Annotated in this window: 16 protein-coding genes; 6 read left to right on the forward strand and 10 right to left on the reverse strand. The window is 71.9% G+C overall.

The window, feature by feature from the left end; translation table 11 throughout:
• Positions 1 to 1,342: 1,342 nt before the first annotated feature.
• Both OG689_RS44370 and OG689_RS44375 read right to left on the reverse strand, forming a co-directional pair.
• On the reverse strand, positions 1,343 to 1,963 hold the full coding sequence (locus OG689_RS44370; RefSeq protein ID WP_266329319.1) for a hypothetical protein: 621 nt from the start codon (positions 1,961 to 1,963) through the stop codon (positions 1,343 to 1,345).
• Positions 1,964 to 1,965: 2 nt separating this feature from the next.
• Complete coding sequence (locus OG689_RS44375) at positions 1,966 to 8,580, reverse strand: DnaB-like helicase C-terminal domain-containing protein (RefSeq protein WP_266329320.1); 6,615 nt, start codon at positions 8,578 to 8,580, stop codon at positions 1,966 to 1,968.
• Between the two features lie 1,964 nt (positions 8,581 to 10,544).
• Here OG689_RS44375 and OG689_RS44380 point away from each other — a divergent pair.
• From OG689_RS44380 to OG689_RS44390, 3 genes are all read left to right on the forward strand, one after another.
• The gene (locus OG689_RS44380; RefSeq protein ID WP_266329322.1) at positions 10,545 to 10,916 is read left to right on the forward strand and encodes a hypothetical protein; all 372 of its coding nucleotides are present in this window, start codon (positions 10,545 to 10,547) and stop codon (positions 10,914 to 10,916) included.
• 90 nt (positions 10,917 to 11,006) lie between these two features.
• A complete protein-coding gene (locus tag OG689_RS44385) occupies positions 11,007 to 11,759 on the forward strand; it encodes a hypothetical protein (protein ID WP_266329324.1) in 753 nt (250 codons plus the stop codon).
• A gap of 95 nt (positions 11,760 to 11,854) precedes the next feature.
• Positions 11,855 to 12,121 (forward strand): hypothetical protein, encoded by a 267-nt coding sequence (locus OG689_RS44390; RefSeq protein ID WP_266329326.1) that lies wholly within the window; start codon positions 11,855 to 11,857, stop codon positions 12,119 to 12,121.
• A 1,256-nt stretch (positions 12,122 to 13,377) separates the two neighbouring features.
• Here the strand turns inward: OG689_RS44390 and OG689_RS44395 are convergent.
• The 8 genes from OG689_RS44395 to OG689_RS44430 all read right to left on the reverse strand — a co-directional run bounded on the left by OG689_RS44395 (position 13,378) and on the right by OG689_RS44430 (position 19,767).
• A complete protein-coding gene (locus tag OG689_RS44395; protein WP_266329328.1) occupies positions 13,378 to 14,379 on the reverse strand; it encodes a hypothetical protein in 1,002 nt (333 codons plus the stop codon).
• Between the two features lie 72 nt (positions 14,380 to 14,451).
• Positions 14,452 to 14,823, reverse strand: coding sequence for a hypothetical protein (locus tag OG689_RS44400; protein WP_266329330.1), 372 nt, complete (start codon positions 14,821 to 14,823; stop codon positions 14,452 to 14,454).
• 141 nt (positions 14,824 to 14,964) lie between these two features.
• Entirely contained in the window at positions 14,965 to 15,378 is a 414-nt protein-coding gene (locus OG689_RS44405; RefSeq protein ID WP_266329332.1) for a hypothetical protein, read from the reverse strand.
• 547 nt (positions 15,379 to 15,925) lie between these two features.
• Positions 15,926 to 16,465: a hypothetical protein gene (locus OG689_RS44410; protein ID WP_266329334.1), complete on the reverse strand. Its 540-nt coding sequence runs from the start codon at positions 16,463 to 16,465 to the stop codon at positions 15,926 to 15,928.
• Between the two features lie 160 nt (positions 16,466 to 16,625).
• On the reverse strand, positions 16,626 to 16,760 hold the full coding sequence (locus tag OG689_RS44415; protein ID WP_266329336.1) for a hypothetical protein: 135 nt from the start codon (positions 16,758 to 16,760) through the stop codon (positions 16,626 to 16,628).
• 204 nt (positions 16,761 to 16,964) lie between these two features.
• A complete protein-coding gene (locus tag OG689_RS44420) occupies positions 16,965 to 18,479 on the reverse strand; it encodes a DUF2637 domain-containing protein (protein WP_266329338.1) in 1,515 nt (504 codons plus the stop codon).
• The gene (locus OG689_RS44425; protein ID WP_266329339.1) at positions 18,476 to 18,766 is read right to left on the reverse strand and encodes a hypothetical protein; all 291 of its coding nucleotides are present in this window, start codon (positions 18,764 to 18,766) and stop codon (positions 18,476 to 18,478) included. The genes OG689_RS44420 and OG689_RS44425 overlap by 4 nt, the downstream gene beginning before the upstream one ends.
• 350 nt (positions 18,767 to 19,116) lie before the next feature.
• On the reverse strand, positions 19,117 to 19,767 hold the full coding sequence (locus OG689_RS44430; protein ID WP_266329340.1) for a WhiB family transcriptional regulator: 651 nt from the start codon (positions 19,765 to 19,767) through the stop codon (positions 19,117 to 19,119).
• Positions 19,768 to 20,411: 644 nt separating this feature from the next.
• On the opposite strand from OG689_RS44430, the gene OG689_RS44435 reads away from it, so the two are divergent.
• The 3 genes from OG689_RS44435 to OG689_RS44445 all read left to right on the forward strand — a co-directional run bounded on the left by OG689_RS44435 (position 20,412) and on the right by OG689_RS44445 (position 24,442).
• Positions 20,412 to 21,146: a GntR family transcriptional regulator gene (locus tag OG689_RS44435; protein WP_266329341.1), complete on the forward strand. Its 735-nt coding sequence runs from the start codon at positions 20,412 to 20,414 to the stop codon at positions 21,144 to 21,146.
• 1,209 nt (positions 21,147 to 22,355) lie between these two features.
• Entirely contained in the window at positions 22,356 to 23,744 is a 1,389-nt protein-coding gene (locus OG689_RS44440) for a helix-turn-helix domain-containing protein (RefSeq protein ID WP_266329342.1), read from the forward strand.
• Positions 23,741 to 24,442 (forward strand): DciA family protein, encoded by a 702-nt coding sequence (locus tag OG689_RS44445; RefSeq protein ID WP_266329343.1) that lies wholly within the window; start codon positions 23,741 to 23,743, stop codon positions 24,440 to 24,442. Before OG689_RS44440 ends, OG689_RS44445 begins: the two co-directional genes overlap by 4 nt.
• Positions 24,443 to 25,041 lie beyond the last annotated feature (599 nt).

Raw genomic sequence — 25,041 nt, forward strand, 5'->3', positions numbered from 1 at the left:
CCGGACACATGACGCGCCGTCACTATCGTGACGGAATGATGTAACGCCACCCGTGGCTCTTGGCTGACTGGGAGGGTGGTCCGGTACAACTCCGGTCGGTCGACTGTGTATCAGGGCCGGCCTGTGTAACGTCCGGACTTGGGGGCATCCCCTCCTCCTTCCGGGTCCTCGTAGCTTCAATTATGGCTCTGAACTGGGGTTTTGTTCCTCGTTCAGGGGTCTTGCTGCCCTGTTGTCGATGCTGTTTCTCGGGCCGGCCTCGGCTTCTTCGGGGCGCCCTCCGGGCGCTGCCCTTGTTCTGTACCGGTGTCCAGTGTGTCACGATCCCCGCTGCGTTACAAGTCATCAGCTCAAGATTCGTAACTCTCAGTCAGTTACAAACTTCCCCAACTGGTCTGTACCACTGGGGCAATTCTAGCGACCTGACTAGGGTATGTACAGGGTTCCTGGGGCATTTTTGTAACGCGCTTGAATGGTGGTCAACTCTGTCGAGCGAAGAGCGCGTTGCTATCCCTATGCGCTTCTCTCCGCAGGGCGAAGTTGTGTACCGCTCTGCCGGGTCGGGTCCTGTATCAGAATTGATCTGCCAGGGAATCCCGCCGGAAGGCCTGTGCCCTTATTCGGGTTGCACTGGGGATTCGTTCTTCGGTGCCCTCCGTGAATTGTACCGGGAATTCTTCCGAAGTAGGAACCGGGCGTTGCTTTCCGGGGGCGCGCTTCGGGGGCGCGCTTCGGGGCCTCGGTGCCGCTGGCCCGCCGTCCGGCCGGCTCCTGGTCGGCCGGCTCCTGGTCGGCCGGCTCCTGGTCGGCCGGACGGCGGCCCGGGGCCGGCGGTACACAGCTGGGTGCCGGCCGGCGACGGGGCGGTCCTCGTGGACGGCGGCACGATGTACGCCGGCGACGTCATCAGCTGGCCTCTGCGGCCGCTGGGCATGCACCTGGGCCGTCGACGGGCAGCGTGCGCAGGTCGTCTTCACGGCCCCGGGCCGGCTCGCGAGGTTCGCGTCGGCCGGCGGCCGCGGCCCGGGCCCGCACTTGGTCGGGCTCGGGGCTGGCGGCCGCTGGTCGGCCGTCCTGGACGTGGCCGGCGACGTCTCACGGTGACCGGCCGGGTCAACGCCCCTGTTCTACGAGGGCAGCCTGAACAGCGCGCGCCTGGCGCCGCACCGCGCGCCGCCACGGCGTCTTCTTCGCCCTGGCCGGCAGCATCACCGGCCCCGGGACACCGCGGAGGCGCAGCGGTGGGGGTGTGGGCGTTGTTGTGCCTGGTGGTGCTGGTCTGGGCGGGGGTCAGGGCGTAGCTGGGGTGTGGTGGGTGTGGCTCGGTTGAGGGGGTGTGTGGTTAGGCGCCGAGGCCGAGGTGGGAGATGTAGGTGTAGGCGCCCCAGTCGGAGTCGAGGTCGGCGATGACGTCGTCCCAGACGTCTTCGAGCTTGCTGGCGTCGCCGGCGACCATGGCGTCGACGGCGTCGTCCCAGACGTAGCGGACCTGCAGGGTGCGGATGCGTAGGTTGTCGCGGCGGCGGGGTTCGTCGACGACGGCCTGGTTGATGGGGTGGATCTCGACCTTGGTGCCTTTGCCGTTGTTGTTGAGGTGCTGTTTGAAGGCGCCGGGGTTGTTGAGGATGTTGGCGGCGCGGAGGTTCCAGTAGGCGGTGTCGATGGCTTCGAGGTTGGTGGGGAGGGGGTGCTGCTTGCCCTTGGTCCAGGCGCGGATGGTCTTGGGGGCGGCGGTGATGCCGGCGTCGGCGAGGGCTTGGGCGCCGCCTTGGGTGGTGGTGAGGTAGCGCATGCGGGCGGTGAGGCCGCGGCGGGTGGTGGGTGGTGATTTGATGCCGCCTTCGATGATCATCCGTTCCAGGGCGTCTTCGAGGGCGCGGCCGAGGGCGATTTTCCCGTGAATGTTTCCGGGGTCGAGGTGTGCGCCGTATTTGCCGAAGTTCTTCCATCCGTCGGTCGACACTTTTAGGCGGCCTTCGCGTTGAGGGTGTACTGGGTCTTGAGCTTCAGTTGGGTGGTGAGGCGGCCTTCGTTGAATACCGTGCGCCATGCGGTGTCGCCGGTGATGTGGAGTTCGTCGGTGCCGCGGAGTCGGACGATGGTGAGGCCGTGCTCGTGGGCGCGGTGGGCCTTGTACCAGAGGTTGGCGAATGCCTGGCTGCGGATGATGTGCATCCAGTCGGGTCGGCGGAGGTCGCGGTTGAAGGTGGATTCTCCGATGGTGGAGACGAATTTGGCGTAGATGGCCTTGATGTATTTCTCGGTGACGTCGTCGCCTTCGAGGATGGCGTTTTCGCGGCCGATGGTGAGGACGCGGCGGAACTTCTCCACGAGGTTCTCGGTTGCGCCGGAGGTCCACGCCTGGGTGATGTGGGGGGCCTCGGCGAGGCCGAGCTTGTGGCAGCGGATCAGGAGGCGGATGGTGGCGTCGTCCAGGAGGACAGGGCCCGGCTCGCGGCGGTTGCCGATCGGGTCGGGCAGGTGCGGGTGTTCCCAGGTGGGGCGCTTGGGCAGGAGGTAGATGCCGGCGCGCCTGGGGTCGAAGCCGCCGTCAGGCTGGTGCTGCAGGGCGCCGATGGGCAGCCAGGTCTTCAGGGCGCTGCAGAAGGCGGCGTTGGTGTCCAGGACCTCGACGTCGACGTCCGGGTGGGTGCCGGCCTTGAGCTGGTCCATGAGCGGGCCGTTCTCCCACTTGTGGCGGCCCTCCCAGATGTCGTCGGCCCCGTCGCGGGATTTCTTGCTGAGGAATTCGAGGCGTTCCGGGTAGACGGTGTGCTCGTAGTTTCCGCCTACTCGGGTTGCCTCGAAGAGGGCCATTCCGTTTGGAATTGCTTTCTTCTCCAGGTCTGTGATCGCGGCGTCGGTGTCGCCGCCGTGCTCCTGGAGGGTCTGTTCGACGACCGAGCTGATCATGTCGAGGTAGTAGCCGTAGTCCCGGCCCGCGTAGTCCCCGCTCCCGCTGCGGGCGGGCTTGGAGGCGGCTGTACGGGCTGCGGGTGCCTGGGTCGGGCGCAGCGGGTGGGTGGGGGGCTGGTCGGGCGTCAGGGTGGCCGGGGTGTTCGGGGCTGCCTGGTTGGCGGGGGTGGGCTCGGAGCCGGGCTGGGGCGCAGCGGTGGGAGTCGGGGGTGCGGTGGGGGTCGGGGTGGGGTGTCCGGGGGTGGTGACGGGTGGCCAGGGGGTGGCCGGGGCGGGGTCGGTGGTGTGGGTGGGCGCCTCCGGCGCTGTGGTGGTGGGGTGGGGCGCCTGCGGCGTGGGGTGGGTGGGCACCTCCGGTGCTGGGGTGGTGGTGGCCTCCGGTGCTGGGGTGGTGGGGAAGGGGGTGATGGCGTCGAGTTCGTCGGGGGTGAGGTGGGGGATGTCGGCGTGGGGGTCGAAGGGGGTGTAGTCGGTGAGGCGGGCGTGGGTGAGGTCGGCGGTGAGGGTGAGGGTGGCTTGGGGGCCGAGGTCGCGTTCGGTGATGGTGAGGAGGACTTGGGTGGTGGGGTCGGTGTGGTGGCGGTGGGTGGGGTGGTGGGGGTGGAGGGTGAGGGTGGTGTCGAGGCCGAGGGTGGTGATGAGGTCGGGGTGGTCGGTGTCGAGGATGGCCAGGACCGGGACGTGGTGGGTGCGGGCGAGGTGGGCGAGGGCCTGGGCGGCGTCGGTGAGGCGGGGGCCGGACAGGGGGAGGCGGGGGTCGTCGGCTGCTTGGAGGCGGTCGACGACGACCAGGGCGAGGCCGGGTAGGTCGGTGATGGTTTCGGCGATGGCGGTGGGGGTGAGGTCGGTGCCGTCGTCGATGTAGAGGGGGGCGGCGGCGAGTTCGGTCTGGAGGGTGGTGGCGTCGGCCTGTTCGGTGGGGTTGAGGCGGCCGGTGCGCAGGCGGCGGTAGTCGACGGGCAGGTGGGCGGCGACGATGCGGGCGGCGATGTCGGCGCGGGTGAGGCCGGAGGCGGCGTAGAGGACGGGCTGGTGGTGGTCGAGGGCGGTGGTGCGGGCGGCGGTGGTGGCGAGGAGGCTGGCGCCGGTTCCGGGGGCGGCGGCGGCGAGGTAGAAGCGGCCGGGTTGGAGGCCGCCGAGGATGTCGTCGAGGGTGGGGATGCCGGTGGGCAGGCCGCGCGGGCCGGTGGGGGTGGTGGGGTCGTCCTCGGCGGTGGTGCTGGAGGCCAGGGCGGTGGGGGTCAGGACGGCGTCCAGGGCCTGGGCGAGCGGGGCGAGACGGCGCGGGGTCCGCGACACAGCAGCCGCCGGGACGGGCGGGGTGGGCGGTACAACCTCGGCGGCCGGGACGGCGGTGTCGGTGGCGGGCGCGGCGGCGGAAGTGCCGGGCGGTACAACACCGGGCACACCGGGCACCGTCGGGGCGGTCGGGACAGACGGCGCAGCGGTGGTCACCGGAGCGGCCGGGGTGGCGGTGTCGGCGGCCGGTTCGGGCACGGGTGTACCGGCTGGGACGGCGGCAGGCGCGATGGTGTCCGGGGCGGTGCTCGGGACGGTTGTGCCGGGGGCGACGGCGGGCTGGCCGGCCGGGGCGGCGGAGGTGGGGGCCGGCTGTCCGGTGGGTGCGGCCGGGGCGGCGGACAGGGTGTCGCTTGGCGCGTCAACTACGTTTCTGGGCAGGGTTGTTGGTGTCGTCGTGGAGGGGCTGGCGGGGGTGGGCCGGCTGTCCGGGGCAGTGCCGGGCACGGGCGCGCTCGAGGTGGTGGTGGTCGGGGTTGGGCCGGCCGGCGGCAGTACGACGGCCGGGTCGGCCTGGCCGGGGGCTGGCTGCGCGGCGGGGGTCGGCCCGGGCGAAGTCGGGCCGGCGGGCGGCAGTACGGCGCCCGGGTCGGCCCGGCCGGGGGCTGGCTGCGCGACCGGGACTGCGGGGGCGGCGGCCGGGCCGGCCGTGGCCAGGGCGGCGGGTGGCGCGTCTTCTCCGCTGCCGGACGGGGATTTTGGTGCTTCGGCGGGCGGGAGTGGGGTGCCGTCGGGGGTGGCGGGGAGCAGCACGGCGACGGGGGTGGTGTGGCGGCGCAGGACCTGGGGGTGGCCGGTGGCGGCGTGCTGGATGAGGTCGCCGAGCTTCTTGCGGGCGTCGGCGGTGCCGTGGAGGTCGGCGGTGGTCAGGTCCCAGCCGAGTGCGTTGGCGGTGGTGGGGGTGGTGAGCAGGGCGTGGTGGGTGCCGCGGGTCAGCAGGGTGGAGATGCCTTCGCTGGTGGCGCGGATCAGCTGTGGGAGGGCGCTGCGGGCCTCGTGGAGCGTGGCTGGGCCCGGGCTCAGGGTCGGGGCGGGGGCCGTGTCGGCGGTGCGGGGGGGCGTGGGCACGGTGATGTCCTGGGGGTTCGGGGTGGCGGGTGCCGGTACGGGGTCGCCGGTCGGGGAGTCGAAGGCTGCCGGGGCGGGTGCGGCGGTCGGGAGGAGCGCCCTGTCAGCGGAGCCGTCGGCGGCGGGCGGGGCGGGCGCCGGGAGGGCGGTGGTGCCGATGTCCCTCGTCGGGACGCGGCGGGTTCCCGGCCCCGGGTCGGCCGGATCCGGGGCGACGGCCCGGACGGGCGCGGTGGGCATCGGGGCGGCCTCGGAGCCGGGCGCAGCGGCCGGCAGGAGCACGACGGCCCCGGTCCCGGCTGCTGGGGCCGGGACGGCGGTGCCGGTCGGCTGCAGGGGCGAGCCGGCCGGGGTGGTGGGCACGGGGGCGTCCTGGGGGTTCGGGGCGGGCTCGGACGGCGGGGCGAAGGCGTCCGGCACGGCGGCGGCGGGCGGAGCAGCGGCGGGCGGTGGCGGTGAGGCCAGGGCTGCGGGGTCGGCGGCGGCCGCGATGCCGGCGGCGGGGCCCGGGACAGCAGCAGCGTGCCCTGTGGCGGCGGCCGGCAGGCGGTGCCGGAGGAAGACGTGGGAGTTCAGGCCCTCCAGCCGGGGACGTCCGAGCAGCGGGTCCAGGTGCTGGTCGCCCGCCAGGACCAGGGTGAAGCGGGTGTGCTTCCACACGCTGTACAGGTGTTCCAGCGCGTCGGTGCGCAGCAGGTGGGCGCGTGTGACGATCACCGGGCGGTGGGTGCGTTGGAGTTCGGCTGTGATCAGGGCGGTGGTGTCGGCCACGGCGCGGGGCTGAGGGCCGTGCCTGTCCAGGTCCAGGCGGGTGTAGAGGGTGCGTAGGAGTGCGGCGCGGTCGGTGGGTGCCTCGGGGTGGATCCACACGGTGAGCGGGCCTACCGTGTCCAGGCCCGGCAGTTCCAGGGCGGCTGTGTCCGGGCCGCTCGCCACGGCTGCCAGGGCGTCCAGGAGTGTGGTGGATGCGGGGCCGGTCAGTGTCATGATGCCGCGCTGGCGGGCGGTGTCGCTCAACGCCTGGGCTACTGCCGTCAGACCCCCACCCGTGCTTTCACCCGGGGCCGGGGTCGGAGCGGCGGCAGGGGCCGGGGCCCGGTGCGGGTCCTGGGCCGGACGCGCCGCTGCGGAGTCGTCCTCCGGGCCGGCGGCGGCGGGGGCGGGCGGGAGCGGGGCGGGCGGGAGCGGGGCGGGCGTGCCGGGGTCCGGCTGCGGCCCGGCGGAGGCCTCGGGTGCCGGGCTGGCGAGCGTGGGGGCGACGGACAGCGTCTCGGCCAGCACACCCGCGGCCTCTCCGGACAGGCCCCCCGGGCCGGCCAGCACACCCAGCAGGCTGATTTCCATCCCTGCCGGGGCGGACGGCGCCCCGGCCGGCACCGGGAACAGCGGGGACAGCGAGCCGGGCATCGGGGCTGGGGTGGCAGTCGGCAGCGCGGTGTCCGCGCCCGTCCGCGCGCCGGGCGCAGCGTGGGCAGGTACCGGGTCGGCGCCAGCCGCCGCTCCCGTCCCGGCCGGGAACGGCGGCGGGTCTGCGGGCTCCAGCGCGGCGGCGGGCCGGGCAGGCGGTGTGACCGCGGGCACGGGAGCCTGGGCAGGTGCGGGCAGGTGCGGAACGACGTCGTCGCCGGGACCCGCAGCGGGCTGGAGCGGGGTCGGGGCCGGTACCGCGGCGGGGCCGCCCGCCTGGGCGGGCGGGGTGCCCCCTGCGGCGGGCACGTCAGCGGCTGGCTCCGCCGGGTCGGCGCAGGCCCTGGGTGCGGCCACGGCGGCCGGGTCGGCGGCCGTGACCCGGCCGGACACAGGGGGCAGGACGGCGTGCCGCTGCGGGCCGGCCGAGGCAGCCGGGACGGCGGCGGCCGGGAGTGTGCCCTCGGCTGCGGGCGGAGCCCCTTCTCCAGCGGCGGCGGCCGGTACAGAACCCGGCACCGAAGCGGCCGGGCGGGAAGTGGGGACGGCAGCAGCAGCCGGAGCGGCGGCCGCAGTCTCCTCCGCTGCCGGCGCCGGGACGCCGGCAGCGGCCGGGGCGGGCGCCAGGCGGTGCCGGATGAACACGCAGGACTTGAGGCTCGCCAGCTCGGGGCGGTCAAGGACGGTGTGGAGAGCGGGCTCGCCGACCAGGACCAGGGCGAAGCGCTCCGGGCCGCCGGGTGCCCACAGTCCGTAGAGCGTCTGAAGCGCGGCAGGGGACAGGCGGTGGGCGTCGGGCACCACCAGAAGCCGGCCGGAGCCGTCGAGTTCGGCGGCGATCAGCTCCAGGGTGCGGTTCACCGCGCGGGGTTGCGGCTGCTCCTGGTCGAGACCGAGCCCGGTGTACAGGGCGCGGCGCAGGGACCGTTCGTCGGTTTCGGGGTGCGGCCGGACCCAGAGCGCGGACAGGAGGACGGGCATCTGCTCGAGTGCTGCGGCGACGACCGCCGCAGCGGAGGACACCCCCAGGCCGGCGGACGCCGCGGGGGCGGTGACGCACAGGACCGCTCCGAGCTCAACGGTCGTACGCAGGTCTTCCACGAGAGAGACCGGAACAGCCGTAGCGGGAGCAGCCGGGGCGGTGCCGGCAGCCACGGCAGCAGCCGGGACAGCAGCGGCCGAAGGGACGGACACGGGCGCGGCGGCCGGAGCCGGGGCGGTCGGTACGCTCACCCCCGCCGGGCTGGCGGCGGGTTGCAGTGCGGCGGTGGCGGCCGCACCCCGGCCGGGGAGGGCGGGCGCCGCCGGGCTGGCGGCTGGCTGCACCGGGAGGTCGGCGGTGCCGGGCACGGCCCGGCCGGGAACAGCGAGCGGCACGGCCCCGGCCGGGCCGGCGGAGGCGGGCACAGCTGCCGGGCCGGCGGGCGAGGCGGCGGCAGCCCCGGCCGGGCCGGCGGAGGCGGGCACGGCCCGGCCGGGAACGACGGGCGAGGCGGCGGAGGCGGGCACGGCGTCAGGGAGACCGGGCACGGGAGCAGCGGCGGGCACAGCGGGCGAGGAGGCATCCGGCTGCGGCCCGGTCGAGGCGGCCGGGCCGTGGGCGGGCACGGCGGCGGCCGCCCCGTCGGTGAGCTCCGCCGCGGCGACGGTGGCCGGCGCGGGCCGCAGCTGCGGGTAGCCGGTCACCACTCGCTGCAGGCACGCGTACGCCTGTTCTGCGCGGGCACTGCCCGGGCCGCCGAACGCGGTACGGGGAGCGGTGAGCAGCACGTGCCAGTGCGAGCCGGTGATCCTGCCCCGGGCCGCCGCCCCCAGCGCGCCCCTCAGCTTGCGGCCCGCCGGGGTGGCCAGGTGACCGCGCGCCGGGTTCACCAGCTGGTACGCGGACATGGCCAGGTTCTGACGCAGCGCCAGCGGGACCGACGCCCACAACGGGTCTTCCGGGCTGGGAAGGACCCGGCCCCCGGCCGCAACCGGCTCCGGGGCGGAGGCGGACGGATCAGCAACCCGGGCCGGGGCAGCCGGGCGACGCGGGGACCGCCCGGCCCCCACCCGGCCGGGCACCGCGGCCGCCGAGACGCCCCGGACTCCGCCCGTAGCCGGCACCGCGGCAGGCACCACGGCGGCCGGGGTGAGCACGGAGAGCGGGCCCGCAGCGGCCGGCACGGGCGACGCCCCCGGCACCGTAGCCGGCACGGAGCCCCGCTCCGCCGGCACCGGGGCCGCGCCGGCGGCGGACGCACCGCTCGCCGCGGACGCGGACTCCGCAACCACCAGCCCCTCGACGGCCGCAGCCGCCGGGGCGGCGCCGGCGGCCGGGACCTCGCCCGGGCCGCCCGCACCAAAATCGCCGGTGTTGTCCGCGGCTGCACGGGAGGAACGCGAACGAGAGGAGGACACCAGGGACTCCAGAAGGGCAGAAGAGGAGGAGGGACGCGCACGGCAGCCACCCACCGGGACCGCGACGGGGCCGGGGCGGAGACTTCCGATGGGCCACAAGCGACCGGTCCCCGGCCGGCCGGGGACCAGCCGGGCACCAGCCGGGCACCAGCCGGGCACCAGCCGGGCACCACGGACCACCAGGAGCAGCCCGCCGGGCGGGCGCCGGCCAGGACAATGCCCCACCCCACACCCACCGAAGATGTAACGCCCGAGGGCAGTCTAGCCACACCGGTACACACCCCGGGACGGATTGTTGTAACGAGAACGAGTGAACCCAAAGGCGAACACTGAGACCGCGCTCTGGTGCCAGCCCGCGGAGCAGCAGCCCGGACCGGCGCCCGCCCCGCAGGCAGGGAAGCCAGCGGCCCGGGCAGACGGGCAGACGGGCGGACCGACGACAGCGGCCGGCCACGGCGACGGAGCAGCAACGGGACGAGGGGAGAGGTCTCTCCCCCACCCGGACCGAACACCCCCAGGCGACGACACAGCAGCGGCCGACCGGCGACGGCCTCGGCGACCCGGGCGGCGGCGGCAGGCCGACGGCGGGCGGGGCGGGGCGGACCTCGGACCCCGGGCGCCGGGCAGGGGCCGGCGACGGGGCGGGGAGAGACCTCTCCCCAGCCCCGTCGGGTACCCAGGGAACGACACAGCAGCAGCCGGCAGACACGGGGCGGCGCAGCGGCAGACCCGGGGCCAGACGGCCGGGGCGGCAGCGGGACTCCCCCGCCGCCGCCGACAGCCGCGCCGGACGGCGGGCCCGGCGGCGAGACAGCGGCAGCACGGCCGACGACCGGCTGGCGCCCCGGACGGGACGGGCACCGGCGCCCGGGGCCGGGGCAGGGGCCGGGGCAGGGGCCGGGGCAGGGGCCGGGGCAGGGGCCGGGGCAGGGGCCGGGGCAGGGGCCGGGGCAGGGGCCGGGGCAGGGGCCGGGGCAGGGGCCGGGGCAGGGGCCGGGGCAGGGGCCGGGGCAGGGGCCGGGGCAGGGGCCGGGGCAGGGGCCGGGGCAGGGGCCGGGGCAGGCGGCGGCCGGGCGGCCAGGCGGAGCAACGGCGGGCAGCGGCGGGCGGGGGCGCCAACCGGAGGACGGCGGCGGCCGGAACGGCAACGGAGCAGTCGGCCAGGCCGGCGGAGCGGCCAGCCGCGGAAGCGACGTTGTCCCACCACCGATCCCGCAGCAGGAGCGGGGTTGTCCCGGCGACCGGCCCGGACAACCACCACCCCGACCCCGGGCGGGAACCGGAGGCGGCGGGCCGGGCGGCAGGGGCCGGACAGCGGCCCGGCAGGGGACGGCCGGGGACGGCTTCCTCTCCTTCAACCGGGAGCCATTGCCTAACTCTTTTTCTAGGTGTACTGTAACTCTTGTGAGTCGGGGCGGCAGCAGCCCCCGCCGGACCAATCGGAAGGCACCGCCATGGAGTTCCAGGACACGCGAGCTGACGAGCTGAAGACCGGCGACACCATCTACCTGGATGGCCAGCGCCGCAAGGTCCATGAGGCTAGCCCCCACTCCGAGGACCCGCACCGCGTCCGACTGGTCATCGACGGCTTCACCACCCCCTTCACCATCCCCAACAACTGGACCTACCCCACCCCCACCTTCCAGCTCCCCCCGCTCACCTCTCAGGAGGTCGACCTCCTGCTGGAGATCACCGGCGCCGGAGAGCAGCGCCTCGGCTACGCCGAGACTGCCGAAGACCCCATTGACGGCGGCCCCGTCCACCGGGCCCTCGCTGCCAAACTCCAGGACCTCAGCCGCGATTGGACTCTCTCCCAGCCCCAGTGATTGCTTAAGTCTTTATTTGCATGTAGAGTATTCCCTATCGGGCCGGGCGATCGCCCGGCCCCCCAACTCAGAGCGTCCTTGGAGGACACCATGTCCAACATCACCACCCCCGCTGGCCGCACCTACACCGCGAACGTCGTAATCGGCGAGCACGGCGAGGCCATCTACGAGGTCGACCGCGCTGGCCAGGACAGCCTCATCCCGGTGGGTTCGTTCGTGATCCACCCCGACTACAACCTCTTCCCCAAGGTTCCTGGTCTGGTGAACGTCCAGTTCGGGATGGGTTCGGCCGTCAACCGCAACGAGCGGATGAACGTGCCCGCGCTGGGCACCGCCAACCTGCCCTACGTCGTGGGCCACAAGCTCGTGAACCTGGAGGAGATCACGGACGAGACCCCGGTCTACCGCCTTCGCGACGTCGCGGGCGCAGCAACTGCTACGGGCACTGCCTCCCTGCCCGCGAGCGGTGCGACGGCCAAGGCTCTCGCCGACCTGGTGACCGCCCTTGTGGCTGACTGGCTGGAGCGGTCGGACCGGGAGCAGCTGGTGGCTGCCTACGAGGAATTCCTCGCTCCGCAGCGTGCGGCGGAGCAGGCCAAGCGTGATGCTGCCCTGGAGGCGGCCAAGCAGGCGCGGGTCGAGAAGTTGACCGCTGAGATCGCGACCGCCGTGGAGCTCATCGGGACGCTGGAGCAGCAGCGGGACTCACTGACGCCCAGCGCTTCCGGGAACCCGGATGTCACCCCGGCCATGGACCCGATCGTCCAGATGAATGGGCAGATCACGGCTCTCCGGCTTCAGGTCGAGGATCTGGCCGAGGAGCTGGCCGCGCTGACCAAGTAGCTGGCCCCGTAGTTGTGTCGCCGGGCCCTGCTCCGCTTGGAGCGGGGCCCGGATGTTCGCCGTAGATGAATGGATGAAGAGAGGAGTAGTACCCAATGAGCGAGTCTCAGCCGGCACCTTCGAGCGACATCACCGATGCGGTGTCGTTCATCATCGAGACCGTAGCAACGCTGCTGGCCCAGCGGTGGGGTGTTCGGTTGGGGAAGGTCCTGCGGGCCCTGAGCTCTCCGGATGCCCTGGACGTCACGACCGCGCGCTACCTGCTGGCACTGGGTTCCGGGCTTTCTCCGGCGGCGGCGGCCAGTGCCGTCGGCCGTGCCCTCATGAGCGAGGCGGATGCACACCCGGAGCGGATTGCGTAACTCTTTTTCGTCGTCGCGGCGACCCCTCTCGTCCACGCTGCTCTCGTAGATGCACTGGAGCAGATGGCTGGACGCCGGTACCGGTAGCCCACGGCGGGCACCGCCGACGGCGGCCCGCCCTCCATGGAGCGCCCGCCCCCTCCCGCCCGCTCACACCGTGAGCGGGCGCAGCTGTGCTGCCTCCATGCCGTCCCGGCACCCCGCCCACTCCCACTTGCCTGTCCTCTGTCTCCGCCGCGCCCGCCACGGCCCGTCTGACCGCCTGTCAGCCCATCCCCTATCCCCCGCCGCGCCTGCCAATCCGCACCGCCCCGCACCCCCTCTGCCGCAGATCCGGCCCAAGTGTTCCACTCATCGGCCACCAGCCGCGCCACGCACCTCACTCCGTCTCAACCCGCCACGCACGACCTGTTCCGTCCACCACATCTCCATCTCCCGGCCTGCCTTATCTCTCGCCATCCGATCTACCCACCACGACGCCTCCATCCCACCGACGAAACGCCGGCCTCCGTCTCCGCCTCAAGTCTCTGCTCATCACCACCGTCCAACTCTTCTACTCCGATCCCTCCGCTCCGACTCCCTGATGCTTGCTCACCTGCCGTACTGTCAGCAGCTGCTCTCTCACCCTCTCCAGCCCGCCTCTCCGACTCCCCTCCTGCTCCACTCTTCCGTCCCCAACCCTTCTCTCCCGATCCTCAGCCATCCACCTCATCTCCTCTAACCGTCTGTCCAGCTCTCGCCTTCACACGTGCTTCAAGCCTTGCTAAGGCCCTGTAGGGAAGTAGTCGGCGTGCTGCTGTCCCCTTGTCTGGGCCCCTGACCTCCAGCTTTGACTCTTCACCAGGCGTCGCGGGGGCGACAGGAGAGGCAACAGGAGAGGCAACAGGAAGGGCACCAGGAGGGGCGCTAAGAGGGGAAACAGGAGAGGCAACCTTGATCATTTCGGATTGGCGGGGCGGTCTCTGAGCCTGGTGGTGGAGTGAGATCTCTCCCCCGAAGCCACAGGTGCCGGTGGGATGGGCCAGGTGGGGGAGAGCTCTCCCCCACCGCCTCAGCGCTTACAGGGGGGTGATCTCTCCGTTGTCCCGAGGAGTGATCTCTCCCCCTTGGCCGCTGCCAGTTCGGATGCTGTCAGCCGCTCACGGAGGGGAGAAATCACCTCCTGGCCCCGCCGAACAGAGAAATCGCCCCGCCGGATTGCCTGGCGGGGCGAGATCACACTGTTGTTGCCGGGTGTGGTGATTCGGCGCGGGACGTCAGAATGGCGCCTCGTCGTCGTAGTCCAGCGACGGGATGTCGAGGCCGAAGCACCGGTGGCGCTCACCTCGGGAGTACGTGAATCCGTGCCCGCCGCAGTCCGCGCAGCCTTCGGGATGTTGATGCGGGACGCCGGCGAGGCACTCCGCCGGCTCCTGGTGGACGGGCACGAAGATCCCGTCGCCCTGATCGTCCCAAGTCATGATCGTCATCACGATGGCGCTGCCCCCGCAACCGCCAAGGCAGTCGGCCGGGTGCTGGGCATCCGTCTCGTCCTCACTGAGGTAGAAGTACTCGTTCTCCAGGTAGTCGAGGGCCGCGGCTGCACTGACCTCGGTGCGGCCGTCGTGTAGCCGCAGGGCGTTCCCGGCCGCTGCTGCGGCCACCGCCGTGGCGCCGTCCTCCGGGGCGCGCGCGGCGGCCAGATCCAGGAGCAGGCCGCGATGGAGGAGATACCGGCGGGTTTCGGCCCTGCGTGTCGCAGCGTCGTTTCCGGGCCAGGCCGGCCCGATGGTCTGGGACCAGTGGTAGCTGTCGAGGGTCTCACGAACCAGGTACGGCACGGAGAGTGAGAGTAGAGCGGCGTGGCCGGTGCCGTCGTGGGTGCCCTCGTAGCCGGGTTCTCCCCCCAGGGTGGTCATGGGGTGGCGGTGAAGACGGCTGTATTGGGTGCGGAGGTAGTCCGTAGGGGTTCGATCGGGGTCACTGAGGTCCGCCTGGTCGAGAAAGCAGAGCTGCATGGCGCGGTCGTGTGTGGCGCTGCGGGCTTCGTCGTCGTCGGGATCGCGCAGGGCGAGGACGTCGAGGAGCGCACCGGTGTGAAGGTACATGGCGCGGATGTGGCCGAGGGTCTTCGGTGAGTCCGGCGCAAGTTCGAGTGCCGCGCTGCGCTGGTGGTAGGCCCACTGAGCCTCCAGGATCAGACGAGCGATCGATGGTTGTTCCTGCCGGTAGGCAGATATGGCGTGTTCGGGCAGCGGAGTGATGGGCGGACGGATCATGTTGCGGCCTCTCGGTAGTGGCACGGGAGTTGTGCAGGGCGGGCGCTGCGGCGCCAGGCGCGGTCGAGTTGGTCAGATCGTGTCGCCGACCTGGACCCGGTCGTACGTGTCCTGCGAGACGGTGGTCCACTCGGTGCGGCCGCCCCTCGAAAGCTCGAGCTCGTAGCGGGCAGGGTGGGCCACTGTCGTGGTGGAGTAGCCGTCCGGGGCCTTGGAGCAGGTGCGCTTGGTCTTCGTGCTCTTGCCGTCTTTGACGGTGGTGTCACGGCAGTTCTGCTTGTATCGCTGGTGGGTCTCGTTCGAGGTGTAGGCGTGGTGGGCGCGCTTCTCCTTGACCGTGCCGTGCTCAGCAGGTGCCAGGCCTCCGCACGCGGAGAGGGCTAGCACGGTGAGCGTGCCCAGAGCGGCGGCTGCGGTCCGGCGGACCGATGTTGCATTCGACATGACGACTCTTCCTGTCCTGGTGCGGTAGTTGAAGGGGAAAGGATGGTGCGCGTCCAGGGCCGGGCAGCGGATTCAGCGGTCTAACCGCTACGGGCGGCCCCGGCGGGCAAGATGCCTGCGCCGGGACCGACCTAATCGTGCTTAGCGGTGCCGGGGAGCAGACGGCCGCTTCAGGCCGGTGCCCTTCACCCGGCTTGCCGCACCGCTCTTGGTACCTGCGTCGATAGCGAGTGCCGGAAAGGTGGATCGGAGCCGGCCGGCCGGTCGCTCAGCCGTCGGGTCACCGCCGGCGGCGGTTCGGGGGTCGCTGGCCTCGGACTCGTGGGGCCGCGACTGTTCGCTTGTGGCGTTGGTGGCGAGGTCTTGAGCTCGGCTGCGGGCGTACTGCGCGAGGGCGATCTCGTTGGCGATCTGTTGAGCGACCGGCGCGGTGGTGCTGTCTGCCCGGCGGCTGAGCTGGGCGGCGGTCTGGTAGTGGCTGTCCGCGGTGGCTATCCAGTCCGCGGCGGTGTGGCTGTTGCCGTGGAGGTGGGCGCTGAGGTGATAGCTGGTCATCGTTGCTTTTCCCCTGGGGTCGGCGGGTGCTGCGTCGGCTGCGGGATGCCTCGGTGGGGCGCTTCGCCACTAGAGGTGTCTTGTTGAGCCGGCGTGTGACATCGGGCGGGCGACTTTGTCGGATTCCCGCCCATCAGCTCAGCCATCACCATACATTCCAATAAAGCCTTAAGCAACTCACCTTCTGTGGGCATGCTGCTCCGCGGCGGCAGCCTCGCGGCCAGCTGCGACGGTGGCGCGGCTGGCCGGCGGGGTGGCCGAGGGCCTCGGCAAGCGGGCCTCACGACGGCTTTCGGCTGCGCCGAACCTTGGTGCGGGCCGGAGTCATGGCGGCAGGCTCCTGTCTGACTCGGTGACGGTGCGCTATTTCTGTATGGGGTGTTGAGGGTGTCTGGATATCGGGCTCGGGTCCCGGGTCGGACCGGTTTCCGGGCCTATCAGGGGTGGCCTGGGGAAAACCCAGACATCCCATACCCGCAAGCGGGCGACCCGTACAGAGGCTGGACCCCTACGGGCACGGCTGTCTGGGTTGTATGGGTTCGTGCGGTCACTGTCGGTACTTGTCGATGGCGTCCTGGAGGGTCTCGGCGTAGTAGCCGAGCCCCGGCCTTTCGACGCCGCGGACACGCAACTGGCCGCCTCCCGGGCGCTCGACGCCCACGTCGCGCAGGTATCCGTTGAGGTCCTTCCCGAGCCGCCGGACGTCCGGGTGACCGAGGGCCTCAGAGAGCGGACCGGTGTGCATCCGGCCGCCGGCCGCGGCGACGGCAGCGTGAGCGCGGGCGAGTAGAACTGGCACCTTGTCCGGCCCGTACTCCGCCGGCTCCTGGTCGTCGCCGTCGTCCAGGTCGACGAACGGGACCGCGGCCGGGGAGTCGGGCTCGCCGTCGGCGAAGAGGGTGGGGTCGGGTGTTCCGCTGCCCCTGCCGCCCAGCTCGGCTTCGATCGGGTCGTCCCACTGGCCGCGCAGTCGGCCGGCGCGGTACCGGGCGGCGGTGACGTTGCCGATCAGCTGGAGCATGTCCGTGCCGTCGATCCATAGGGACCGCAGGCGCTTGTAGCCGTCGCCGGCGAACAGGATGCCCATGCCCTAGCCCGTCGCGGTCATGCACGCGGCGGGGCTTGGCCCAGAAGTCCTCCAGCGCCTCCGGCTGCTCCTGGGCGGTGGGGTCGTACGCGGGGCGGGGCGGGACCTCGGGGGTAGCGGTCACCGGGTCACCCCCTGTCCGTGGGCCGGGGTGTTGGTGTCAGACATCGGCGGCCTCCAATCGGTCGAGGTAGGGCGGGATGAGGTAGGTCTCCGCGCCTATCGCCAGCAGCAGCCAGAAGCTCGGAGCCGTGCCGGTGACGAAGAAGGCGAAAAACAGCTGGTCGTATGGCATGTCACGGCCCTTCGAACGAGGCAGGCGAAGCGGCGCAAGGAGAGCTGCGGACAGTTGCACCGGTCGCGAGGAGAGGTGGCCGAGCGAATCGCCCTGGGCTGGGCCCGCTCACACGGGCAGGACGGCGTGGATCTTGGCGTGCAGTTGAAGGTGGGGCTGGTGCTGTGAGAGCTGCGAGCTCGGGTTGGCTGCGCCGGGCCGGTGTCAGGAGCGGCCGGCGCCGTTGACTGTCGGCACGAGCAGGCCGGTGTCCTGGTGCAGGGAGAACGACTTCGGCACCGCGAGTTCGAGCAGTTCGGCCGGTGTCACGGGGAGCAGCCGGCGCTCGACGGTGGGCGGCGTCGGCCGGGCCGACGTGTTCGCCACAGCCAGCGCCTGGGCGAAGTGCTCGTCGAGGTTGTCGGCCTCTGTGTCGATCTGGTCGGCCTCGTTCGGCATGGGCCCGTCGTAGAGCTGCAGCGCCTGTGGGAGCCATTCCGCCTGGGAGTCGAGGAACTTGCGGGACCGACCCGTTCCGATGCCGAGCTTGGCGGCTGCCTTGTTGTAGCCCCATGCGAACGTGCCGTCGGGTTTGCGAGGGACCCGGGCTAGGAACCGCTTCATGACTTCCTCGTCGCTCAACACCTGCTTGGGGCCGTGGCCGGTGGCGTCGTCCGTGCCGGGAGCCTCTTGGCCGTCGTGCCCAGCCGTGCCCATACCGGTTGTGACCTGGGAGGTATGGGTGCTGGCGGTATCGGTATGGCCCGGGTCGGTATGGCCCGGCACTGCGTTGCCCGTGCCGATCAGGGTGGCCAGCACCGCCTCGAAGGAGGCGGCGTTACGCAGATTCATACCGGCCCATTCCGACTGACGCACTCGCAGCTGGAGGCGCCCGACCACCCGTTCCAGCACGTCCGGGTCGGCGCATCCGGCACGCTCGCTGGCTGCTTGGGCACGGCTGTCGGCATAGGCTTCGCGCATTCGGTATGCCCAGCGGGTCAGGCGGCCGGCTTTCTTGACCATCTCCTGCGCCCGGCGCAGCCGGTACCAGCGGTAGGCGGCACGGGAGATGCGTACCTCCGTGGTTGCCTCGTCCTCGGGCAGGTCCTGCCGAGCAGCGAGCAGCATGGCCACGCGCAGTGCCTCGACCGGGTGGAACAGGCGGACGAGCGCCAGGCGGCGGTCGGTGCGGCCGCGGTTGGCCCGGGCTGCACGGCGCTCTTCCAGGGAGCCGATCTCCCAGAGCACCGCGGCGAGGACTGGCCATACCGCGCGGACTGCGGCACCGAGTAGTGAGTCGGCTTCGGCGGCGGAGAAGACGGCGCTGATGCCGGCCAGGACCCAGAAGAGGATTCCGGAGAGTCCGGGCCCGGCACCCTCACGGGCGCGACGTCGGGCGCGGCGGCCGCACACCATCGCGGCAACGTCGAGCGCGATGAAGGGCAGGAGGTCGAACGGGTCGTTCAGCCCCATCTGGTGGCGTCCGACCCGGCGCAGTCCGTTGGCGGACAGCGCGGCTGCGGCCGCGGCGATCACCAGGGTGAGGCGGTCCTCGATGCGCCGGCCCCGCTGATCGGCTTCTGCGGCGCGATGCTGGGGATGTCGTGCTGCGAGGAGTGCCCGGTGGCGGCGCAGGACAAGGGTGGGCCCGAGGGTCATGACGACGGCACCGAGGACGAACTGCCAGGACGTCAGCAGCTCGAGGATCGGGCCCGGGCGGGGCGCGAGGTCCAGGGTCATGGCGAGTCCTCCCGGGTCGTGTCCGGCCTGGTGGTGGGTATCCGCAGGTTGGTGGTCAGCGGAGGAGACGGGTCGGCAGTGACCGGGGCTCGGATCGCCTCCCGCTCGGCGGCGGCCTGTGCCGACAGGGCCGGGTGGCATATCGCCAAGGTGGGCGGCGGTGGCGTGGATCCGGCGTTGCAGCAGAGTTCGGCGCCGACGAGGTCGGGGACAGCAAGGAAGTGAACGTCGTCGCGGCGGGCCGGGTGGCCGACCAGGTCGCGGTTGCGGGCGTGCCGCTGGGCCACGGCCTGTACTGTCTGGGCCAACTCGGTGGTGCGTTCGGCCACGGGACGGCGGCGGGTACGGACTTGCCGACGCGTGCCAGCGAGGGCACGGACGAGGCGCGGGATGCGCATCAGTGGTCTTCTCCTCGGCTGTGGAGGGCGGCGCCGCGGATGGCTCGCAGCGGTGTCAGGCCGGCGAGGTCCAGCAGGGCGGCACCGCTGGCGAGCGCCGCGACGATGACGCGTCCGGTTTCCGTGGGGCTGGACGCCGAGCAGCCAGACGGTGCCGGCGGCGAGGACGACGAGGGTGAGCCAGGAGGCGGAGGCGAGCAGGCGGTTGACGCCGGGGGTCGGGTGGCTTGCGGGGCGGCTCATGCTGCAGCCGCCCATCCGGTCTCGAGCCGGTGCTGGGTGAGGAGTTCGTGCCGGCGCTGGACTGCGGCCCGGACAGCGGCGTTGTTCGCCGCCCTCGTGGCGGCAGGCGCGGATCCGAGGTGCATGATGGCGATGCGCTGAACGTCGACGGCTGCCTTAACACGCTCGGCCTGGGTGCGTGCTGCTCGGGTGTCGGCGTCGCGAGCAGCTTCCAGTCGGTCGGCGTCGGTCTTGAGCCGGATCGCGAGCTTCTCCTCCGGCAGTCCGCCACGGATGCCATGCCGGTCCCGGTCACGGAGGGCAAGCTCGGTGCAGGCCGCGCGCACCGGGCAGACGGCGCAGTGGTCGCGGACGGTCTGGGTGCGTCGGCCGTGCCAGTCGACGGCCGGCTCCAGGTCCTCGCGGTAGAAGTCGTTGAGGTCGGGCTCTACGGCATTGCACACAGAGTGCTCGAGGGCCTGGAGGAGTTGGGGCCGTCGCAGCTGGCGTGCGACCAGGTTGCCGTCGTGGCCGGCGAGGTAGCCGGCGGCGATGAGGTCGTCGACGGGATCCTTCGCGACGTAGTCGGCGATCTGCGTCGCGGTCGTCTCGTCGAGGGGTCGGTGCGCACGGCCGGTGGTGGCAGTGCTGTGGGCTCGTGCTGTCATGATGTGCATGCGTCGTCTTCTCCGGTGAAGTGGTGTGAGCGGCGCGTTCCGTACGGCCTCCGGGGCGGCAATCCCCGGAGGCCGTCGTGTGTCGGTCGCGTGGTGTCGGGCCAGACGTGCAGCGGGAGCTGGTCAGCCGGCGTCGCGGCATTCGAGTTCCGGGCTGCGCCCGTAGTGGCAGGCGGGCTTGTTCAGTGCGAGGAGCAGCCCTCGTCGTACGGCACGCCCGGAGTGATCTCCTGCTGGCACACGGCGAGCTGCGGACCCGTGGCATCGCCGTTCCCCAGCGTGCCCCGATAGCGGGCAGCTGCCGGCTGTGCGCGAGGTCGGCGACGGAGCGGCAGCACTCTGGTTCGGTCGGACACCGGTGCGCGGAGGGTGCGGTTTCGCCGGGTGACGTATGCCCTCACGGTGTGGTGCGGCATAGGTATCCCTTCTTTCTCTCTGGTCGGCGCCGTCTGGCTGGGTTGCTTGGCGGGCGGGCTCGGGCTTCTCCAAGCCAACATCTGGCCCAGCTGGCCTACTCCAAGTAGGCCAGCTGTGCCATGATGGTGCACCGAGAAGATCGATCACGTCAAGGGGACCAGCGGATGAGAAGACGCCGAAGGGGCAAGCGCCCAGGCCGGTGCGGCAAGATGTGGTCCATGTCGATCCCCCCGTCCCGGCACGTCGCCGACGAACTTCGCCGAGAGATCACGGCGGGGGTGCATCAGCCGGGCCAATACCTGCCGTCCAGCCGGGCACTCGCAGACCGGTTCAAGGTTGCGAGAGACACCGTGGCCGCCGGCGTCGCCATCCTGGTCGCCGAAGGCCTGGTTGCCGCGATCCCAAAGAAGGGCTACCAGGTCCTGGCCGCACCGACGGCCATCGAGATTCAGTGGACTCCCGACGGGCGGATTGCGCCGGCTGGCGAGCCAATGCTCGGCGCGGGCGACGGACTTCGAGTCGAGGTCCGCAGGGCTTCCGACCGCATCGCCTCACTCCTGCAGGGCACGCCGCAGATGAGCGTGGTGCTGCGCAGCGAACTGCACTCCCGCGCCGGCTCCCCCTGGGCACTGCGCGAAGTCCACTTTCCCCAGGCGGTCGCCGACCTGGCCCGACGCCTCGCCCTCCCTGATCCTGCGGACGAGACACGCATCCTGGCCGAGGCCGGCCTGGGCGAGACCGGCTACCGCACCAGGTGGTCGGCCCGCCCGGCCAGCAAGGAAGAGGCAGCCCTCCTCAAATCGGGCGCCGCGCCCGTGCACACCATCGAGCGGGTCGGCTACCACGGCGCCACCCCCGTCCGCTGCGAACTGATACTGATCCGAGCCGACAGGGTCTATCTGTCCCAGTCCGGCGGAGATGTCCCATTTGAAGCAACTTCTCCCCATGGGTAGCCAGTTGGCATTTCCGCGACACGTGTACGGGCCGTCAACAGGCTGTGCACAGACGGGGCCGTTGGGGATAGGGTGCCTTCCGGCTGGCTTCACTTCCAGCCCCCAAGAAGCACGAAGCCCCCGGGGACCTTAGGCAAGTCACCGGGGGCGTTTCGAATCGAGAACCGAGTTAGGCGGTGTCTCGTGGGGGAGCGTACCCGTACCCACGCACAACCACACAGTCAGCCCGCTGTCCGAGTGATCCCTACGGAGCCGCTCCAGCGGGTTCTGTCGTGCTGCCTCCCGCATCGCGGGCACGTCCCCCCTCGGAGAGGGGATTGGATGCCGTAGATCTCCAGGGCGGGCGCCTTTAGCAAGGCCGCTCCTCGCCCTCCTCCGCCGGTCTTGGAGTTAGCAGCTCCTCGACCAGCCGTCACCGCCCGACCGGAGTTAGCAGCTCCATCGAGCGAAGCCCAGACCGAACGGTCTGGTGATCACTGCCGACCAGCAGCAACCGCCCCGAGTGGGGCTTCGCGTTTCCCGGAATCATCCGGGAGAACGGGGACCATCTTGCAGCACAGCCATGCCCTTTGTCAGCTTGAGGGCCGTCATGTACGTCTCATCTCGGCCATTGAACGCGCAGAAGTGACCGCAGAGTCACCCGAGGTGGCGACCCGCAGCGCCCGGACGTACCCACAGCCAGCCGTCGAGGCATCACCTCTCCGACCCCGCAGGGGCTGCGGATCCCCCCGCGCGCCCCATCCGCGTACTCCGGCTGTCCCGTCCGAATCCCGACTGCGAACCGGCAGTCGCCGGTCCTTCAGCGGCCGCAGAGCCTGACCGTTCGCCCCTGCGGACAAGGGGGGCCGTCATCGCGACGCCAGGCCCCTTGTCCTCCTGGTCACGGCCCACACGGCGACTTCAGCCCGCATCAGGACCAGACCGCGCCAGCCCACTGGACAAGCGCTGAGAAAAAGTCCCCGGCTTTCTGTCACACGGACCCTCTCGCGCACACCTCTATGGGCTGACACGCCTTCCTGACGCGCCGAAGGACGCGCGCCCACCGACAACACCACTGTCCCGCCGGCCACCGGTGGGGCAGCGAACCAGCGCAGCGACCGGGACCCACCCTTGGGTCGCTTCGCCAGGAGAAGTGTGCCCACCGCAGTCGTCACCGTTTCGCCCCCAGCTGGCCCCTGCCCGGGTGCGGCCCACCACCGGGCAGCACCCGTGGAGGCTTCGCGCCCGAGGATCCCCTCTCCGCGCGGCGCTTCTGCGCAGCCGCACAAGGCCGCAGCCCGGACCTCCGACGAGCAGAGCCTGTGGATCGGAGAGGCCGAACAGTGGATCTCCACCACCCCCTGCCGCCTTGCCCGCGACCCGCTCTCCTGGCTGCAGGCGGTCCACTGGGTGCTCGACACGAGCGCCTACACGCCGCGCCGCACCCACGGACCCCAGTTCTGCGAGACGACCCTTCGCATCGCCGAGCACCTCGCCGAGCTCTCACCCTGCCGGCCGGGGGTCGACTTCCTGATGCGCCTCACCGGACTGTCCGAGCGGACCGTCCAGTACCACTTGGAGATGCTGCGCGAGTCCGGACTCCTCGTCTACCGATCCAAGGGGACGCGGGTTCGCGGCGCCCGGCTCGCCTCCGAGTTCAGCCACAGCATCCCGCCTGAATTCGACGCCGACCTCGGCATCAGGACGATCGGTTCGGGGCCAGACCGCCGCGCCACCGGGATCGCCGAGTCCGGGCGCAGCTGGATCGCGAAGCTCGCGAAGAAGGCGGCCAGGAAGGCCCGCCGACGCCGCGCGAAGGCGCCGAAGCGCACCTCTTCCGCGGGCCTGCGTTGCACCCCAATGGGGGGTGGTACCTCTATGTCTTCTGCTGCGGGACTTACTGGGTTTCCCTCTGAGAGCAAGCTCGGGACCGGGACAGACGCATCCACAACCCCCTCGGAACAGGTGAAGCCCAGGCATCGGGCGCTGAACACAGTCGGCCGCCGCTACCGGCTGGCTCGCGAGGTCGTCCAGCAGTTGCCCTGGCTCGGGCGGGCACCAGTACCGCGCGTCGCCTGGCTGCTGCGGCACGTCTCGGACGCGGGCTGGACCGCGAGCGAGATCATCGCCGTGGTTGAGCAGGACGCCGTATCCCGCTTCGTTCACCGGCCGACCGGCTTCCTCGCTCACCGGCTCAAGGGCGCCCACCTGCTCTACGACTCACCCCGGAAGCGGACCGCCATCGTCGACTGGTGGCGGGACTCCCGCCAGGCCGAGCATGCCCGGCACGACGAGTGGAGCACCGTCTGGGCCGCGCCGCGCCGCAGCGCAGTCGTCCACCTGGTCAGCAACGCCCTGCGGTCTCTGCACCGGCCTGCCCCTGCCGGCGACGCCCTGCCGGATCTCGACGGCATCGACGACCTCGCCGACGAGGAGATCACGCAGCTGCGCACCGCTGCCTGGCGCGAGTACCTCGCGGGAGAGAGCACGCTGATCGGCACCGCCGTCGACACCATGGGGCAACCCGAGGCAGAGCGCCTGTACGGAACGGAGTTGGTCCGGCGGACGCTGCGGCTCGTGACCCACTTCGGCCGCCGACGCGCGGTGATCGGCCGGTGAACGCCAACGAGCCGAGCGGCGTCGACCTGGCGCGCGTGGCCCTCAAAGCGGCGATGGAATCCGCCCGCAGGAGAGCACCGGAGCCGGCAAGTCGCCGCGCGCTTCCCAGCCGGCGGCCCCTGCGTCGTGACGGCCGGGACCCGGTCGGTCTCGGTGCGGCACTCGCCGGCCTGGTGGCCGACCGCGCGTGGGACGTGCCAGCTGCCGGCGGCAGCATCCTGGACCAGTGGCCCACCATCGCACCCGAGCTCGCACCGCACGCTGCCGCTGTTGGCTTCGACGCCCGAACAGGGCAGCTGGAGATTCGCCCGTCGTCGGCATACGCGCTCCAGATCCGACTGATCACGGCTCAGCTGATCGACAAGGTCAACGCCTTCAGCGGCCGGGAGGTGGTCCGCGTCATCCGCGTCCTGAGCCCGGGCTCCTCGCAGGTGCGTGCCGACGGCGGACGGACTGAGGTGCAGCCCGTCCCGGAGGCTCCAGTCCGACGGACGGGGCAAGCGCCGCGTACCCCTCCAGCGGGATTCCGCGAGGCACTTGCGATCGCCCGCTCCGCCAGGCGGCAGGCGGGGTCGCCCGATGGCTGCGTCCCTCTCGTCGTCGACTGCCTGCGCGAGCCAGAGGAGCTGTTTCGCGAAGGGCAGGCCGCGAGGGACGACGAGCTCCGCGCCGCGAAGCCCCGGCGTACCCGGCGCTGACCCCGCAGGGGTCCGCTGCACCAAATGCCGGATCGGAAGCGCACCGCACCCTCGGCAGGCGACGGTAGCGGTGCGGTGGTGAGGCCGGACCCGCGGCGGCCGCGACCGCACCGACCCGGGGTCTCGACGTGTTGAGCGCACCGGTGCGGTGCGGTACCGAGCCCCGCGGCGGGGCGCGATCGGTGGCGGTGCGGTGTCCTGGGAAGAGTCGGGCGCACCGCACCTGCGCCAGCGACGCACCGACGCGGTGCGGTTGCCTTCGCTCATCAGGGCGCTTGCTCGACCATCGTCCCCGTCCGGTGCGTGCGCTTGGTGTGGTCCTCCGCCGAGTCCCGCACCATCGTGAACCAGCCCGCTGCACCCTCGCCGACTGATTGCTCTCCGTGATGACGAGGCCCCCTTGTCCGGTGCGGCCGCCGAAGCCGCACCTCCCTTTGTCCGGCTCCGCCGACACCCCTTGTCCGGGTCCGGCGGCAGACGAGCACCCCCTTGTCCGGGGTGCTCCTCTGGGATCCGCCCCCCTTGTCCGGGGTCTGGTCCACCCCTTGTCCAGGGCCGACGGCCTGACATTTCCCCTGGACCAGGTCTGACGAAGCAGC

Origin of the sequence: Kitasatospora sp. NBC_00240 (assembly GCF_026342405.1) — a bacterium.
Lineage (GTDB): Bacteria > Actinomycetota > Actinomycetes > Streptomycetales > Streptomycetaceae > Kitasatospora.